Raw genomic sequence first — 14,726 nt, forward strand, 5'->3', positions numbered from 1 at the left:
GGCCGGACTTCTTTGATGCCGACGATGCGTCGGAGATCCGGGCCCACAACGGCAGTCGCGGACAGTCATGCGTAATACCAGAGTCCCGGACAACTTCCAGCAAGCCCGCGGTCCACATTCGGGCCGATCAGAGTCTTGACTAGTTAATATTAACCATGCAACATTATCGGCATGAACGACATGTCTTACCTCGCCCAAACCTCCGTCCCCCTGATCTGGCCGCTGATCGCGGTCGTCGGTGCACTCGTTGCCACCCGGCGCAGTCCGTCCCGCCAAGCCGCGTTGGAGACCTGGCAGCGGTGGTGGGCCGTGGTCGCCTTGGGCTGCGGCAGCCTCTGGATGACGATCACGTTCCTGACCGTCCCCAAGGTGATGGCGACCGCGATCGGCTTCGACTCGACCCCGTTCCAGTTCGAGATCGCTTTCGCCAACCTCGGACTCGCCATCATGGGCTTTCGCGCCGTCTCGGCCTCAACCCGCGAACGCATCACCATCGGCCTCGGTGCCGGAATGTTCTTGTGGGGCGCGCTGATCGGCCATGTCTATCAATGGTTTGCCCACGGCGACCGCGCACCCGGCAACACTGGCGGCGTCCTGGTCTATGACCTGCTCTTCCCCGCGATCATGATCATCCTCGCCTACCGCGCACAACGACTGACCACACCCGGAACCGCGGCCCCGTCACCCAGCCGCGTGGACAACTCATCGCACGAGGTCGGGAGCAGGCAGGCATGAGCACGGCAGTCGTAATCGGTGGCGGCATAGGCGGATTGAGCGCGGCACTCGGCCTGGAGCGCGCCGGCTGGCGGGTGACGGTGCTGGAACGAGCGAAGGAGTTCCGCCCAGTCGGCGCGGGACTGATGCTGGCGCCCAACGCGGTGCGAGCGCTGAACTGGCTCGGCCTGTCCGACCGGCTCCGGGCGCTGGATAGCGCGCAGGGTGCCACGGGGATTCGGACCGCATCGGGGCGGTGGCTGTTGCGCGGCGACATCACCGAGCTGCGCCGCCGGTTCGGGGTCGCCGGGTACATGCTGCACCGGGCCGACGCACACACCATGCTGATCAAAGCGCTACGGCGTACCAACCTGTGCACCGGCCACCAGGTCACCGAGGTGGATCCCGACACCGGCACCGTGACGTTCCGGCGTCCCACCGGCGAAACCGCAACGCTCAGTGCCGAACTCCTCGTCGCCGCGGACGGCATCTACAGTCCGACAAGAGCCCAACTGTTCCCCGACCATCTAGGACCGGCCTACGCCGGGTACCTCACCTGGCGCGGCGTCGTATCAGCCGAGGCCGCCGCCGACATCGAAGTGGGCCGCTCGTTGGTCGAGAGTTGGGGGCGGGGTCAGCGATTCGGCATCATGCCGCTGACCGGTGGGCGGGTCTACTGGTACGCCACGCTGTCAGCCCCGCCGAACTCGCACACGCACGCGAGCATCGAGACCGTCGCACGACGCTTCCGCGACTGGCACGACCCGATCCCGCGACTGATCGCCGCCACCGCACCGAAATCGTTGCTACAGCACGATATTCATTCGCTGGAGACACCGCTGCCCACGTATGCCCGCGGCCGGGTCATCCTGCTCGGTGACGCCGCGCACGCGATCACCCCCGACCTCGGGCAGGGCGCGGCACAGGCACTGGAGGACGCCGCGACGCTAGGCAAGCTCGCCGCCACTGAGTCCACCGTGGAATCCGTGATAGCCGACTACGACGTGGCACGACGTGGCCGAACCCAGCAACTGGCACGGGCCTCAGCCTCGTCCGGGCGAGTCGCGCAATGGCGCAACCCGCTGAAGGTCGCGCTCCGCAATGGCCTCGTGTGGCTGATGCCGCACTCGTTGTACCTGAGCGCGGTGAGCGAAACCTTGTCCTGGACACCCGAATCCACCTCCGCGCCGAGGGACACGATGGAGGCCCACGCGGCCACCGCTGCAGCCGAGGCGGCCACCACTGCGCCCAAGGAAGCCACCGCTGCGCCCAAGGCGGCCACTGCGGTACCCGAGACGGCCGACCGACCGGAGGCGAGCAGCTGATGCGCACGGTCCTGATGCTGTTCGACACAGTCTCAACCGCCGGTTCCTGCCGGCCCTACGGCCGCATTGGTGGACAAGTACGTCGCCGACCTACGCCGCCTAGGACTGCTCTGACCGTTCAGCCTGCCTGCCGTCCAATCCTCTGGTAGGCAGGCGGCTCGGTCGATCGGCCGGGCTCGCACGGCCCAGCGCACGCGCCCTAGTGGTGGGGGTTCCTCCGCTCGATCCGCAAGGCGTGCAAGGTCGGTGGATTCGACTGGCACGCCGCCCCGAGCTGACCGCGTTCGATATCGATGATGTCCCGGTGGTAGCCGCTGTCGAGGGAGAGCGAGTGGTTGCCGAGACCGTCGGCAGCCTTGTCCACCCTGGCCGGCGTGTGCATGGCGGTCGCCAGCCGCAGTCCGCTGCTGGCCAAGGGCGCACCCACGGCGTGTTCCAGTGCATCGAGCACGTTGGACCATTCGGCGAACGCCGCGGTTACCGATGCGGCGGAATCGAATTCGTCGCCCGCGGCACGGACCAGATCCAAGCACCACGCCATGTGTCGCTGCCGAACAATCGCCGCTTCTCCCGTGGCGGCCAACATGGTCGAGGCATAGTCGCGCACCGTTTCCAAGACCACGAAGCGACGGTCCGCGCCGTCGACAAGCACCGTGGCGAGACCGCGGTCCACCAGGCTCACCAATGCCGGTGCGACGTCGGCAGTTTCGACTATGCCGTATGGCACCACCCGTTCGGCGGCCTCGAGCCCGAAGCCGCCCGCGAATACCGAAATCCGGCGCAACACTGCCTGTTCCACCGGATCGAGCAGCTCATGACTCCAGTCAAGGGCCGCACGCAGACTGCTGTGCCGACCGGCACCGGCGATGCGGCGGCTGCCCATGCGTAGCCGGATGCGCCCGCCGATCCGTTGGGCGAGTTGGGAAATGGTGAAGGTCCTGGTCATGCCGGCAGCCAGTTCGATGCCGAGCGGGAGCCAGTCGACCGCCGCGCACACCGTGATCACCTCGGACTGATCGGCCGCGGTGACCGAGCACATCGCCCGTTCGGCGAACAACGCGAGCCCGGCGAGGCGGTCCAGCGCGCCGATCCGGATCAGGACCTCCCCGGGCAATTCGACCGCGCGCTGCGAGGTGATCAGGAAGGTGAGCCCCGGTACTCGCGCCGCAAGCTCCTCGATGATCGCCCCCACCTCGTAGCTGAGGTGCTCCGCGTTGTCGAGCACAAGCACGGCTCCGGCCAGCGCGGCAAAGACGTTCTCCTGGCAGCCTTCCGGCGCCGCGCCAACCGCCACCGCGATCGCCTGATAGATGGTGTCGCGACGCTGCAGTGACGCCAGCTCGACGAAGACCACCGGCCGACCGGAGGCGGCGACGCCGCGCGCGGCCTCGAGCGCGAGACGTGTTTTGCCACTGCCCGGCCCGCCGAGCAGCGTCACCACCGCCGGCCGTCGCAGACTCTCCAGTACCGCCGCCAGCTCTTGGCGCCGACCGATGAATGCGTCGGTGGGTGCCGGATACGTTGTGTCCATTGAGGTTCCAATGGTGGTTGCCGCCCTCGGCGGCTGTAGTGCGGGATCGTGGCGGAGTATGCGCAGCTCCAGTTCGGTCGTTTCCGGGGTGGGATCGACGCCGAGCTCATCGGACAACGCGCGGCGCAACCGATGCAGCCGATCGAGGGCGTCGGCTTGACTACCGGTCCGATACAGGGTCAGCGCGGACAACCGTGCCAGTGGTTCGTGCAGGGGATGCTCCCGCACCAATGCGGCCAGCTCCGTGGCGATTTCGGCACCCGAACCGAGGTGCAGCGCCGCGTCCAGCCTGGCCACCGTCAGACTCAACCGCCACTGATCGAGCCGGGCGGATTCCGCGTTGGCGAACGGCGCGGACGTCAGGTCGACCAGCGTGGGGCCACGCCATAACCGCAAGGCGGCTTCGGCGGCCGAACGCACCGCGGCATGCTCGCCCGCGCGCTGCGCCGTGTGCATCCGTGCCACGGCCGCCTCCGCGGCGATCAAATCGGCGACGGCGACGGTGGTCTGGTATCCGGACGGTGACCGGGTCACCGCCGCACCGTGTTCCCCCAACGCCGACCGCAGCCGCGAAATCAACACGCGCAGCCGCGCTATCGGGCGCGGTAGATCCTCATCGCCCCACAGGTCGGCCACCAGCCGCGCGTCCGGCACCGGGACGCCACGAGCCAGCGCCAACCGGACCAACGCCGCCTGCTCCAGTCGACGATCGACGCCGAGATCGCGACCGTCGTCCACTACCCGCACCGGACCGAGGATGTGGACTTCCGCGCGCGTGTCGGCAAACCCGTGGCGCGCACGCCGATCCCGCTCCCCTGTCACCTGTTCGATCACCACGTCGTCTCCCACTCTCGACGAACCAGCCATCCGTCGGTTCGAGTCCGCAGTCGACGCCCACCCCGCAGCGCATCGTGCTCGTTGAATACGTTGTCCGGCAACCACTTCAACGGCGGAAGCCGCCGCGCCAAATGGTTTATTTCCTCCCAGTGCACTCAATACACTGCTGTGCACTTACTGCAGATGAGTATATTGACTGCGCAGCACCCTCTGTCAAGACACAGAACCGAGGAACCGGAACCGATGACCCGAGCTACCTCCGCGGCCGAAGGGCCGGGCCGCGCTGCGCAACGTCGCCGCACCCGAAATGCCATCGTCGCGGCGACGATGGCATTGATCAGCGACGGCGCCGAACCATCCGTCAACGACATCGCGCTCGCCGCCGAGGTCTCCCGGCGCACGGTCTACCTCCACTTCCCCAGCCTCGACCAGCTCATGCTCGACGCGACCCTCGGCCTGCTCAGCGACGAAACCGACACCGCCCTCGAACACGTCACCTCCACCGACCCCCGCGTCCGAGTCGCCGCGCTGACCAACGCCCTTGGTGTCAACATCGTCGAATCACTGCCGCTGGGACGACGATTGGTGAAACTCACCATTGACGCCGCCCCACCCGCACCGAACACACCCCGCCGCGGCTACAGCCGAGTCCGCTGGATCGAATGGGCGTTGGCACCGATGCGCGACCGCATGCCAGCACCGGACTTCGACGAACTCGTTTCCGCCGTGGCGACGGTCGTCGGCTGGGAAGCCTTCATGGTCCTCATCGACATCCGCGCTCTACCACCGGAAAAGGCCGTCGCCCTGTGCGCCCGCACCGCCAGCACCCTCGTCGACGCCGCCCTGCGCGCCCTCGACCACGCCGGGTAACCCGGCCACGATCGATCTCCCACGGAGCCAGCCGACGGTTCAGCGTTTACCCACCGAACATCGCGGCCGCGGCCGCGGCGATCTCCTCAGGTGCGACCGTACGAATGTGTTTGAAAACACCCCATCGGTGGCCGAACGGATCGATGAACTGCCCGGCCCGGTCACCGTAGAACGTGTCGGACAGGGGATGGAACTGGGTGGCGCCCGCGCTGAGTGCCCGCTCGAATGTCGCATCGACGTCATCGATTTCGACCTGCAACGCCATATAAGTGCCGCCCAGCGTCACCGGCGACACTATTCCCATATCGGGGTGCTCGTCGGCGAGGTGCACCTCGGTGTCCCCGATCCGCAACCCGATGGTGAGCACCTGCCCGCCCGGCAGCTCGAGCCTGCTGATCTCCTCGGCGCCGAGCACTTCGCCGTACCACCGCGCGGCATCGATCGCGTTCTTGACCACCAGATGCGGTGAGATCGTGGACATCGGAAACCCCTTCGCCGCCAATCTCTTCCAGTATGCGCGCCACCCGATGGGATGCGGTTCGGAACGAGCACTTCCGCGGCGGCGGTGTTGGGTTTGCCGGGTCCGGTCACGAGTAAGGCTGCGGTACAAGTGGTAGAACGGGATTGAGCGCAAGGTGGCGGGGTATGGCTGACGAACGAGGACCCGCCTGAGTCGCCGGGAACCTGACACCGATCGATCAAGGGAAAGGAACGAACGCGATGACAGATACCCTCGTCGACCTCACCCCCGACGGTCAGGTAGCGCGACCCGCTGCTCGACTACAGTCGGGATGGGGCGGTGTGCGTCCGACCGCCACGAACGTCTGGCGCGACGCCAAAACCGTTCTGGTGACCCGAGTTACCGGTCCGCGGCAGCTGACCACCGTGCCGCGACTGGTTATTCCGATCGGCGACACCCAGCTCGTTTTCCGGGTGTCGTCGCAGTCCCAGGAAGCCGAAGAGCTGGCCCGCGATGGCCGGGTACTCGTTCAGCCCGGCGACCGGCGCGGCACCCCCGCACTCGGTTCCCACCAGCTGCAGGGCCAAGCCCAGTTGGTGACCGCGGGCACGCTGCTGCCCCATGTCGAATCGGCGATCGCCGCGAAGTACCGGTGGCGAATTCCCATGGCGCGCTTCGCCCATCGCCTCGGCCACGGCGACGCGCCCTACGCGGATATCGTTGTTCTGGTGACGGTCGCCGAGCCGAGCCCGATCCCCATGCTGTCGCAGTGACCCTAGCCTTTTCGTCCACCTTTGCCGGTGAACCATGACACCAACTCGCCAACCGCTCCGTCCAGCGGCGAGCGGCCCTTCTTGACGGAATCCTTGCCTGCCACCCAGGACACCAAGCTGCCGAGTGCCGAATTGGTCGCCGAGGGGCGGTTGTCGCCGTTCCGATCGTTCATCGCGATCCTGCCTTCCGTGTGCGGACGAATCCGCATCGTCTAGAGTGTTTGATAATCAAACACTACAGGAGAACGATGGCCTGCGCCCAGAACCACCACCGCACCGAACTGACCGCCGCGATCGGTCACGCCATGGCGGAATTGCAGGCCGAGATCGACGCCGACGATCAAGCGCTTGCCGACTATCTCGGCATCGGGCGCACCGATCTACGGTGCCTGGATCTCGTGTTTCGGCACGGTCCGCAGCCGGTCCGGCGACTGGCCCGGCTACTCGGCCTGACGCCCGGTTCGGTCACCGCGTTGACGGATCGGCTCATCGCGGCCGGGTATGTGCACCGGCAACCCGATCCGACGCACGGGCGGCGGGTGCTGATCACGCCCACCGAGCGCAGCGTCGCGATCGTGAACGACCTGTTCAGCGCTCGACTCGCCGAAGCGAATACGGAACTGGCGGAATTCGACGACATCGAGCTCGCGGCGGTGCACCGCTTCCTCACGCTCAGCCGCGAACGCCACCAGCGCTCGGCCGCGCAACTGCGCGACCGAGGTTCGCTGCGCGCCGACAGTCCCCGATGACCCGACCACCGAGGTCTGGCCCCCAGGGCGCCGAGAAGTGCCGCCGTTACGGCCGGGAGCGCACGGCCAACTGTTCGAGGGCGGCGACCATGCGGTCGATCTCCTGGTGGGTGTTGTAGAACGCGAAGGACGGTCGGACCGTGGCTTCCAGGCCGAGCCGCCGCAGGGCCGGTTGAGCGCAGTGATGTCCGGCGCGAACCGCTATGCCCTTCTCGTTCAAGGCATTTCCCACCTCGACCGGGGTGTGACCGGTCATGACGAATGAGAGAATGCTCACCTTGTCCGCAGCGGTACCCACCAGCCGCACACCGGGCACCGCCGCCACCCGCCGCGTGGCGTAGGCAAGCAGGTCGTGTTCGTAACGCGCGACGGCGTCGATACCGAGGTGTTCGAGGTATTCGAGCGCACTGGCGAGCCCGACCGCGTCGGCAATGCTGCCCGTGCCTGCCTCGAACCGGGCGGGCGGCGGTTGATAATGCGAACGCTCCGGCGTGACATCGGTGATCATATTCCCGCCGCCCTGCCACGGCGGCATGTCCCGCAGCAGCGCGGATTTGCCGTACACCACGCCGATCCCCGTGGGGCCCAACACCTTATGGCCGGAGAACACGAAGAAGTCGGCATCCAACGACCGCACATCGATCCTCGTATGCGGCACCGACTGTGCACCGTCGACGACGGTGACGGCACCGGCCCGCCGCGCTTGCTCGATGATCTGCCGGACGGGCGTCACGGTCCCGAGCGCGTTCGAGACATGGGTCACCGCAACGAGTCTGGTCCGATCGGAGAGCAGCTTCGTGTACTCGTCCAGCAGCAGCTCCCCCGTGTCATCGACCGGGATGACCAGCAATCGCGCGCCGGTCTCGGCGGCCAACAACTGCCAGGGAACGATATTCGCGTGGTGCTCCAGGTGCGAGATCAGGATCTCGTCGCCCTCGCGAATGTTGGCACGGCCCCAGGCCTGCGCGATCAGGTTGATCCCCTCGGTCGCGCCGCGGACGAAGATGATCTCTTCGGCCGAGGACGCGCCCAGGAAACGCGCCACCACGTCGCGGGCGTGCTCGTAGGCGTCGGTGGCGCGCGCGGCCAATTCGTGTGCGCCGCGATGGATGTTGGAGTACTCGTGTTCGTAGAACGACGAGATCCGGTCGATGACCGAGCGCGGCTTCTGCGTCGTTGCGGCATTGTCGAACCACGCCAGCGGATGGCCGTTCACCCGTTCCCGGAGTATCGGGAAATCGTTGCGCACCGAGTACACGTCGAACGGTGGGTGCGGGTCGAAGGCGAGCGTCGAGTCGGCCGCTTCGGTCGCCTCGGTCGCCTCGGGGCGGTCCAGAAAATAGAACACCGGTGACGCCGACGCCTGCGCCGGAATCGGTTGCGGCGACAGCAGTTCCGTCATCATCGGCAGGGCGGCGAAGAACGGATCGGTGCCCACCACAGGGGTCGGCGATCGGTCTGCCGAGTCGGACATCCGCGCGTTCGGTCGCTGCGGTGGTCCGGGCAGCGCCGAGAAGATCTCTCCGGCAAGGCGATTCAGTGCCGCCTCGTCCGGCAGCGAATTACGCCCGCCGCCACCGTTGCTCGCCGCGCTCGAACCGGGGTGGTCAGTGCCGTCCGTTCGAGGCGTAGTCATGGAACTTGTTCACCTCGACTCCGTCGAGCAATGCCACCGCGTCGTCGGCCAGGATCGCCAGCGAGCTGTACAGCGTCATCAGATAGGACGCGATGGCACGGCGATCGATACCCATGAACTTTACCGAAAGCCCAAGTCCCTGTTCACCACTCAGTCCGGGCTGGTACAGGCCTACCACGCCGCGGCGCGTTTCGCCGGGGCGGATCAACAGGATGCTCGTCCGGCCCTTGGCCAGCGGAATCTTGTCCGACGGAATGATCGGAATCCCGCGCCAGGTCAGGAATTGCGACCCGAACAGACTCACGGTCATCGGGGGAACACCGCGCAGCGTGCACTCCCTGCCGAACGCCGCGATCCCCTCCGGATGGGTGAGGAAGAAGCCGGGCTCCTTCCACACTCGCGCGATCATGGTGTCGAGGTCGTCGGGGGTGGGCGGCCCGGCGATGGTCGAGATCCGTTGCTTGTCAGCGACATTGGCGATCAACCCGTAGTCCGGGCTGTTGATCAGCTCGTTCTCCTGATACTCCTTGACCGCTTCGATCGACAGCCGCAGCTGGTGGGCGGTCTGGTCGTGGGTATTCGAATACAGGTCCGCGATTCGGGTGTGCACGTTGACGACCGTGTGCACCGGCTTCAGCCGATATTCCCGAGGCTCCGTCTCGTAGTCGACGAAGGTCTCCGGCAGCAAGGACTCGTCGAAGTCGCCGCTCCGAATGGCGACGGTGTCCCCGCGGGTAACACGGTTGCGCCGGTAAAGGCCGGCCTCGACCGGAACCCAGTCCAGCAGAGGAACCAGCCACCGCGGGGTGATCGACTCCATCTGCGGGACAGTCTTTGTCTCGGTCGCCAGCGTCTGGGCGGCCGCATCGCTCAACGAAACGGCATGCGGGGAAACAGATTCCGTAACAGCACTTTTCATCGGATCACCTTCAGAGTTGAGGGACGAACGCTGCTAGCGCCCTGATCCTAACCGCCCCTACACCTTTCGAGCTTGGGATTGAACTGTTTAAATCACGCAGATTCCTATCTCACACGGCGTGTATGGCGAATTATGCTGCTGTAGCAGGGCTTTGAGTAACGAGATCAGTTCTGATGATTCCCCTATTCGGCAGTAGGGGCTTGCCGATGATGCGGTGGTGGTGCTCGGCCAGACATCGGACCGCAGGTCGGCGCACATCCGGACAGGTTCGGCCGCACCGAACGTCCACTATCCTCAGCGCTCGTGACCGTCGAGAGGCGAACCTCGCCTCCGGCTGGAAGGAGCACACCATGACCATCCGCAAGGTGACCGTCCTCGGAACCGGAGTCCTCGGTTCACAGATCGCGTTCCACACGGCGTTCAGTGGATTCGACGTCACGGCGTACGACATCAACGACGAGGCGCTCACAGCTGCACGGGGCCGCTTTGCGAAACTGGTGTCGACCTACCGCGCCGAAGTCGACGGTGCTGGCGACGGCAAAGCCGAAAAGTCCGCCGACGCCATCGTTTTGACCACCGACCTCGCCGCCGCCGTCGAGGACGCCGACCTCGTCATCGAAGCGGTGCCCGAGGTGCTGACGATCAAGCAGGAGACCTACCGAAAGCTGGGCGAACTGGCGCCGGAGCGGACAATCTTCGCCACTAACTCCTCCACCCTGCTGCCGAGCGACCTCAAGGATTCCACCGGGCGTCCCGACCGATTCCTCGCACTGCACTTCGCCAACGACGTGTGGCGCTTCAACACCGCCGAGGTGATGGGCTCCGAGGATACCGATCCCAAGGTGTTCCGGGCGGTGGCCGAGTTCGCCGCCGCGATCGGCATGGTGCCGATCGAATTGCACAGGGAGAAGGCGGGTTACGTGCTCAACTCGCTGCTCGTGCCACTGCTGAACGCCGCGATGACGCTCAGCGCGGGCGGCTACGCCGAACCCGAGGCCGTCGACAAGACCTGGCGAATCGCTACCGGCTCCCCGTACGGCCCATTCCAGATGCTCGACATCATCGGCCTCAACACCCCGTACAACATCATGGTCAACCGCGACGAGGACGGAAAGAAGCTCGCGGCGTGGCTCAAGGACAACTACATCGACAAGGGCAAGCTCGGCATAGCCAGCGGTGAGGGTTTCTACAAGTACTCGTAACCGCACCCGGCTTGCTACCGATCGGCGATGCGTAGCAACCATTCGCGCAGGAGCGCGGTTTCGGCAGCGCTCAACGGGTGAGCCTGATCGGTGAGTGTCGCTTCGAGGCTCAAGGCGCGAGTGGCCAACGACGCCTCCGGCGTCTGCTCGGCGTCGGCGGTGACGGCGGTGACGGCGGCGAGGACGATCTCGCGCGTGCGCGCGGAAAGTCCGGGGTCACGGTCACCGCTGGGGGTGGCGATAAGCGAGAGAGTGACTCCGGTATTGGTGGCGTGGATGAGGCCAGCGGCGGCGTCGGCGGGCATCCGCAATCTGCCTGCGACAGCGATACGTTCGAGCACGGCGCGGAGCAAGCGGTTGGTCTCGGCAGCGGTGGCGGGTCGGCGTTCGGGCTGGGGTACGCCGTACATCAGTACGTAGAAGGCGGGATGGGTCAGGCCGAACTCGACGTGGCCGTCCCACCCACGCCGCAGGTCTTCCACGGGATCGTCGGTGGGCGCGAGGCTCTTCTTCTGCGCCAGGTATTGCTCGAATCCGTGCGCGGTTACCGCGTCGAGCAGCCCCTGCTTATCGCCGAACAGCCGATAGAGCGCGGGTGCTTGCACATTGGCGGCGGCGGCGACCGCGCGCGTGGAGACCGCCTCGACACCGCCGACGGCCAGTAAGTCGGCGGCGGCGGCAATGATGCGCTCACGGGTTGAGTTTGCTGTCACGTCACTCATTGATATCAATGGTAACAGATAGACGGTAGCGCCGATACCGTATCGGTGCTACCGTCGAGTCGTTACCGACGATATCCGCTGGTCAATCTTCCCGGGCCCCGCCCAGGCTATCGAGCGACCAGCACGACGACACGAGGAGTTCCACCATGACCAGGTCGACCATGCACGCGATGCAAGCGGTTAAAGCCGGTGCCGAATTTGTCTCCGCCGAAATCCCCATTCCCGAACCCGGCACCGGCCAGGTCCGGGTCAAGGTGCACGCCTGCGGCGTCTGCGGTGGGGAGAACATGGCCCGGCTAGGGCTCTTCGGTGTCGCGCTGCCGCGCGTGCCCGGTCATGAAATCGCCGGCGAGGTCGACGCCGTCGGCTCGGGCGTGACCGCGTGGCAGGTCGGCGACCGGGTCGGCATCGGCTGGCACGGCGGCAGTTGCGGCGTGTGCGCGCATTGCCGCGGGGGCGACTTCGCCAACTGTGTCGATCGCAAGATCGTCGGTCTGTCCTACGACGGCGGCTACGCCGAATACACCCTGGTCCCCCAGGACGCGCTCGCCCGCATCCCCGCCGCATTGACCTTCGAAGAAGCCGCGCCGCTGATGTGCGCGGGCATCACGACCTTCAATGCGCTCCGGCACTCCGGAGCACAGCCGGGCGACACCGTCGCCATCCACGGCGTCGGCGGACTCGGCCACCTCGCGATCCAGTTCGCCGACAAGATGGGCTTTCGCACCATCGCCATCAACCGCGGCCGCACCAAGGAAAATGTAGCCAGAGAACTGGGTGCCGACGACTACATCGACAGCGAAAACGGCAGCGCCGGAGCGACATTGGCTCGACTGGGCGGTGCAGCGGTGGCGCTTTCCACCGTCGGCTCCAGCCCTGCCCAAGCCGACCTTGTCCAGGGACTGAGCCCCAATGGAAGGCTCGTCGTGATCGCCGCCGACCACCAGAGCCTCGACATCAATCCTGAACTGCTGCTGTTCGGCCGACGCTCGGTCAACGGCTGGTACAGCGGCCACGCCAAGGACTCCGAGGACACTCTCGCGTTCGCGGCATTGAAAAACATTCGCCCCTTGGTGCAGACCTACGCCCTCAAAGACGCGGAGGCGGCATTCCAGGGCATGTCCCAGGCTCGCTTCCGCTCGGTACTGCTGCCCGAGCATCGCTGATATTCGTCCCGACCGGTAAGCGCCGCTCGGATTCAGAAAGCAGGCTTCGATTATGACCCTTCAGGGGAAAGTCGCCCTCGTCACCGGCTCATCGCGCGGCCTCGGCCGGGCCATCGCCTTGCGTTACGCCGAACTGGGCGCCGACATCATCATCAATTACGCCAACGACGCCGCGGCCGCCGACGAAGTCAAGGCGGCCGCGCACGCCGCGGGCGTGAAAGCGATCACCGTGCAGGCCGACGTCTCCGACGTCACTGAAATCGAGCGCCTGTTCACGGCGGCACTCGACGCATTCGGAAAGATCGACATCGTTGTCGCCAACGCCGGCATCGAAAAGGTCAATATCCCGCTGGTCGAGGTCACCGAAGCGGACTTCGACCTACTGTTCCGCGTCAACACCAAAGGCCCGTTCTTCGTGCTACAGGCCGCCGCCCGGCACGTCGCCGATGGCGGTCGGATCATCAATATCGCCTCGAGCTCGACCTCACGCCCACACCCCGGCTTGGGCCTCTACGGCACCAGCAAAACCGCACCCAAATATCTGGTCAGGGTCCTGGCACAGGAAATCGGCCACCGCAAGATCACGGTCAACTCCCTGGTCCCCGGCCCTATCGACGGCGCAGGCATCTTCACCGGGGTCAACGACGACGACCCCTACAAAAAGACCTTGCTCGACAGCGTGCCGATCGGGGCATTGGCCACACCCGAGAACGTCGCCGATATCGCCGAATTCCTCGCAGGCGACAAGTCGTTCTTCATCACCGGCGAGGAAGTCCTGATGAACGGGGGATCCAGCAATTGATCCGAGCTTCACGTGCTGCCAGGGAGCGCGGTGCGGTAGCGGCCCGGCGCCATGCTGTATTCACGTTTGAATGCCTTGGCGAAGGCGAATTCCGAGGTGTAGCCCACGCGTTGGGCCACGGTGCGTAGTGGGGTGTCGTCGGAGCGGAGCAGGCGTCCGGCGACGGTCATGCGCCACCAGGTCAGGTAGGCGAGTGGGGAACGGCCGACCAGGGTGGTGAATCGGCGGGAGAAGGCGGCGCGAGACAGGCCGCCGAGGGCGCCGAGTCCCTCGACGGTCCAAGGGATTTCGGGGTTGGTGTGGATGGCGCGCAGGGCGGCGGCGACGGGGCGATCGACCAATGCGGCGGCCCAACCGTTGTGCGGGGTCGTGTCGTCCTTGGCGTCCAACCACCAGGCGCGCAGAATGTAGAGCAGCAAAGTGTCCAGCAGCGATGTGATGATGGCGTCCGAACCGGGTTGGGACTCTTCGAGTTCGGTGCCGAGCAGTTCTATCGCCGCGCGCAGGGACCGGTGGGTGCCGACCCGCGGGGTCAGGTGGACCACATCCGGTAGGTCGGCGAGCAGTGGATGAGCGCGTCGGCGGTCGAGTTGGTATGCGCCGCACAGCATTACCGTGACAGGAGCGTCGGGTGCGTGCGGCTCGGGCACCGGCTGCGGCCAGGATCCGTCCGGCAACGGCCGCACCTCGCGCAGTGCCGCGGTTGGATCGCTGGCCAGTGCGTGGCCGCGGCCGTGCGGCAGGAAGACGATATCGCCAGGGCCGAGTGCAATCGGCTCGCCCTCCTCGCCAGGTGGGATCAACCATGCCGAACCCTGCAGCACGACATGGAATCCGGTGCCATCCGAGGCGGGAAAGCGCATCCCCCACGGGGCGAACTTGTGTTGGCGCGAGGAGTGCGGGCGGCCGGTGCGCATCGCCGCGACGGCACCGCTGAGAACATCCAAGCCCATATCTGAACGATAGCCGTCATCATCGCCGCAAGACGAATGGACATCGCCGCAAGACTTTGGCGCATAG

General features: G+C 66.1%; 15 protein-coding genes. 8 read left to right on the forward strand and 7 right to left on the reverse strand.

Annotated elements, in window-relative coordinates; genetic code table 11:
• Positions 1 to 171: 171 nt before the first annotated feature.
• Positions 172 to 735 (forward strand): DUF6790 family protein, encoded by a 564-nt coding sequence (locus OG203_RS06065; RefSeq protein ID WP_405164677.1) that lies wholly within the window; start codon positions 172 to 174, stop codon positions 733 to 735.
• Positions 732 to 2,039: an FAD-dependent oxidoreductase gene (locus OG203_RS06070; RefSeq protein WP_405164678.1), complete on the forward strand. Its 1,308-nt coding sequence runs from the start codon at positions 732 to 734 to the stop codon at positions 2,037 to 2,039. The genes OG203_RS06065 and OG203_RS06070 overlap by 4 nt, the downstream gene beginning before the upstream one ends.
• 199 nt (positions 2,040 to 2,238) lie before the next feature.
• On the opposite strand, the gene OG203_RS06075 is transcribed toward OG203_RS06070, so the two are convergent.
• The gene (locus OG203_RS06075; protein WP_405164679.1) at positions 2,239 to 4,407 is read right to left on the reverse strand and encodes a BTAD domain-containing putative transcriptional regulator; all 2,169 of its coding nucleotides are present in this window, start codon (positions 4,405 to 4,407) and stop codon (positions 2,239 to 2,241) included.
• Positions 4,408 to 4,650: 243 nt separating this feature from the next.
• Here OG203_RS06075 and OG203_RS06080 point away from each other — a divergent pair, with 243 nt between their 5' ends.
• Entirely contained in the window at positions 4,651 to 5,277 is a 627-nt protein-coding gene (locus tag OG203_RS06080) for a TetR/AcrR family transcriptional regulator (protein WP_405164680.1), read from the forward strand.
• A 46-nt stretch (positions 5,278 to 5,323) separates the two neighbouring features.
• On the opposite strand, the gene OG203_RS06085 is transcribed toward OG203_RS06080, so the two are convergent.
• Positions 5,324 to 5,758, reverse strand: coding sequence for a VOC family protein (locus tag OG203_RS06085; protein ID WP_405164681.1), 435 nt, complete (start codon positions 5,756 to 5,758; stop codon positions 5,324 to 5,326).
• A gap of 239 nt (positions 5,759 to 5,997) precedes the next feature.
• On the opposite strand from OG203_RS06085, the gene OG203_RS06090 reads away from it, so the two are divergent.
• On the forward strand, positions 5,998 to 6,510 hold the full coding sequence (locus OG203_RS06090) for a hypothetical protein (protein WP_405164682.1): 513 nt from the start codon (positions 5,998 to 6,000) through the stop codon (positions 6,508 to 6,510).
• Positions 6,511 to 6,512: 2 nt separating this feature from the next.
• Here OG203_RS06090 and OG203_RS06095 read toward each other — a convergent pair whose 3' ends face one another.
• On the reverse strand, positions 6,513 to 6,683 hold the full coding sequence (locus OG203_RS06095) for a hypothetical protein (protein WP_405164683.1): 171 nt from the start codon (positions 6,681 to 6,683) through the stop codon (positions 6,513 to 6,515).
• 75 nt (positions 6,684 to 6,758) lie between these two features.
• Here OG203_RS06095 and OG203_RS06100 point away from each other — a divergent pair, with 75 nt between their 5' ends.
• Positions 6,759 to 7,259, forward strand: coding sequence for a MarR family winged helix-turn-helix transcriptional regulator (locus tag OG203_RS06100; protein ID WP_405164684.1), 501 nt, complete (start codon positions 6,759 to 6,761; stop codon positions 7,257 to 7,259).
• 46 nt (positions 7,260 to 7,305) lie between these two features.
• Here OG203_RS06100 and OG203_RS06105 read toward each other — a convergent pair whose 3' ends face one another.
• Both OG203_RS06105 and OG203_RS06110 read right to left on the reverse strand, forming a co-directional pair.
• Positions 7,306 to 8,895 (reverse strand): family 2A encapsulin nanocompartment cargo protein cysteine desulfurase, encoded by a 1,590-nt coding sequence (locus OG203_RS06105; protein ID WP_405164685.1) that lies wholly within the window; start codon positions 8,893 to 8,895, stop codon positions 7,306 to 7,308.
• Complete coding sequence (locus tag OG203_RS06110; protein WP_405164686.1) at positions 8,867 to 9,814, reverse strand: family 2A encapsulin nanocompartment shell protein; 948 nt, start codon at positions 9,812 to 9,814, stop codon at positions 8,867 to 8,869. The genes OG203_RS06105 and OG203_RS06110 overlap by 29 nt, the downstream gene beginning before the upstream one ends.
• A gap of 350 nt (positions 9,815 to 10,164) precedes the next feature.
• Between OG203_RS06110 and OG203_RS06115 the strand changes: the two genes are divergently transcribed.
• Positions 10,165 to 11,016, forward strand: a complete 852-nt coding sequence (locus tag OG203_RS06115; RefSeq protein WP_405164687.1) for a 3-hydroxyacyl-CoA dehydrogenase — start codon at positions 10,165 to 10,167, stop codon at positions 11,014 to 11,016.
• 14 nt (positions 11,017 to 11,030) lie between these two features.
• On the opposite strand, the gene OG203_RS06120 is transcribed toward OG203_RS06115, so the two are convergent.
• Positions 11,031 to 11,738 (reverse strand): TetR/AcrR family transcriptional regulator, encoded by a 708-nt coding sequence (locus OG203_RS06120; RefSeq protein ID WP_405164688.1) that lies wholly within the window; start codon positions 11,736 to 11,738, stop codon positions 11,031 to 11,033.
• Positions 11,739 to 11,884: 146 nt separating this feature from the next.
• On the opposite strand from OG203_RS06120, the gene OG203_RS06125 reads away from it, so the two are divergent.
• Positions 11,885 to 12,904, forward strand: coding sequence for an alcohol dehydrogenase catalytic domain-containing protein (locus OG203_RS06125; RefSeq protein ID WP_405164689.1), 1,020 nt, complete (start codon positions 11,885 to 11,887; stop codon positions 12,902 to 12,904).
• A 52-nt stretch (positions 12,905 to 12,956) separates the two neighbouring features.
• Complete coding sequence (locus tag OG203_RS06130; RefSeq protein WP_405164690.1) at positions 12,957 to 13,706, forward strand: SDR family NAD(P)-dependent oxidoreductase; 750 nt, start codon at positions 12,957 to 12,959, stop codon at positions 13,704 to 13,706.
• Positions 13,707 to 13,714: 8 nt separating this feature from the next.
• Here OG203_RS06130 and OG203_RS06135 read toward each other — a convergent pair whose 3' ends face one another.
• Complete coding sequence (locus OG203_RS06135; RefSeq protein WP_405164691.1) at positions 13,715 to 14,659, reverse strand: AraC family transcriptional regulator; 945 nt, start codon at positions 14,657 to 14,659, stop codon at positions 13,715 to 13,717.
• Positions 14,660 to 14,726: the final 67 nt, after the last annotated feature.

It is taken from the genome of Nocardia sp. NBC_01499 (genome assembly GCF_045040275.1).
In the GTDB taxonomy this organism is placed as follows: Bacteria; Actinomycetota; Actinomycetes; order Mycobacteriales; family Mycobacteriaceae; genus Nocardia.

Coding starts and splice junctions, on each gene's coding strand:
- OG203_RS06065 (WP_405164677.1), top strand. CDS start 172: ATGAACGACATGTCTTACCTCGCCCAAACCTCCGTCCCCCTGATCTGG.
- OG203_RS06070 (WP_405164678.1), top strand. CDS start 732: ATGAGCACGGCAGTCGTAATCGGTGGCGGCATAGGCGGATTGAGCGCG.
- OG203_RS06080 (WP_405164680.1), top strand. CDS start 4,651: ATGACCCGAGCTACCTCCGCGGCCGAAGGGCCGGGCCGCGCTGCGCAA.
- OG203_RS06085 (WP_405164681.1), bottom strand. CDS start 5,758: ATGTCCACGATCTCACCGCATCTGGTGGTCAAGAACGCGATCGATGCC.
- OG203_RS06090 (WP_405164682.1), top strand. CDS start 5,998: ATGACAGATACCCTCGTCGACCTCACCCCCGACGGTCAGGTAGCGCGA.
- OG203_RS06095 (WP_405164683.1), bottom strand. CDS start 6,683: ATGAACGATCGGAACGGCGACAACCGCCCCTCGGCGACCAATTCGGCA.
- OG203_RS06100 (WP_405164684.1), top strand. CDS start 6,759: ATGGCCTGCGCCCAGAACCACCACCGCACCGAACTGACCGCCGCGATC.
- OG203_RS06105 (WP_405164685.1), bottom strand. CDS start 8,895: ATGACTACGCCTCGAACGGACGGCACTGACCACCCCGGTTCGAGCGCG.
- OG203_RS06110 (WP_405164686.1), bottom strand. CDS start 9,814: ATGAAAAGTGCTGTTACGGAATCTGTTTCCCCGCATGCCGTTTCGTTG.
- OG203_RS06115 (WP_405164687.1), top strand. CDS start 10,165: ATGACCATCCGCAAGGTGACCGTCCTCGGAACCGGAGTCCTCGGTTCA.
- OG203_RS06120 (WP_405164688.1), bottom strand. CDS start 11,738: ATGAGTGACGTGACAGCAAACTCAACCCGTGAGCGCATCATTGCCGCC.
- OG203_RS06125 (WP_405164689.1), top strand. CDS start 11,885: ATGACCAGGTCGACCATGCACGCGATGCAAGCGGTTAAAGCCGGTGCC.
- OG203_RS06130 (WP_405164690.1), top strand. CDS start 12,957: ATGACCCTTCAGGGGAAAGTCGCCCTCGTCACCGGCTCATCGCGCGGC.
- OG203_RS06135 (WP_405164691.1), bottom strand. CDS start 14,659: ATGGGCTTGGATGTTCTCAGCGGTGCCGTCGCGGCGATGCGCACCGGC.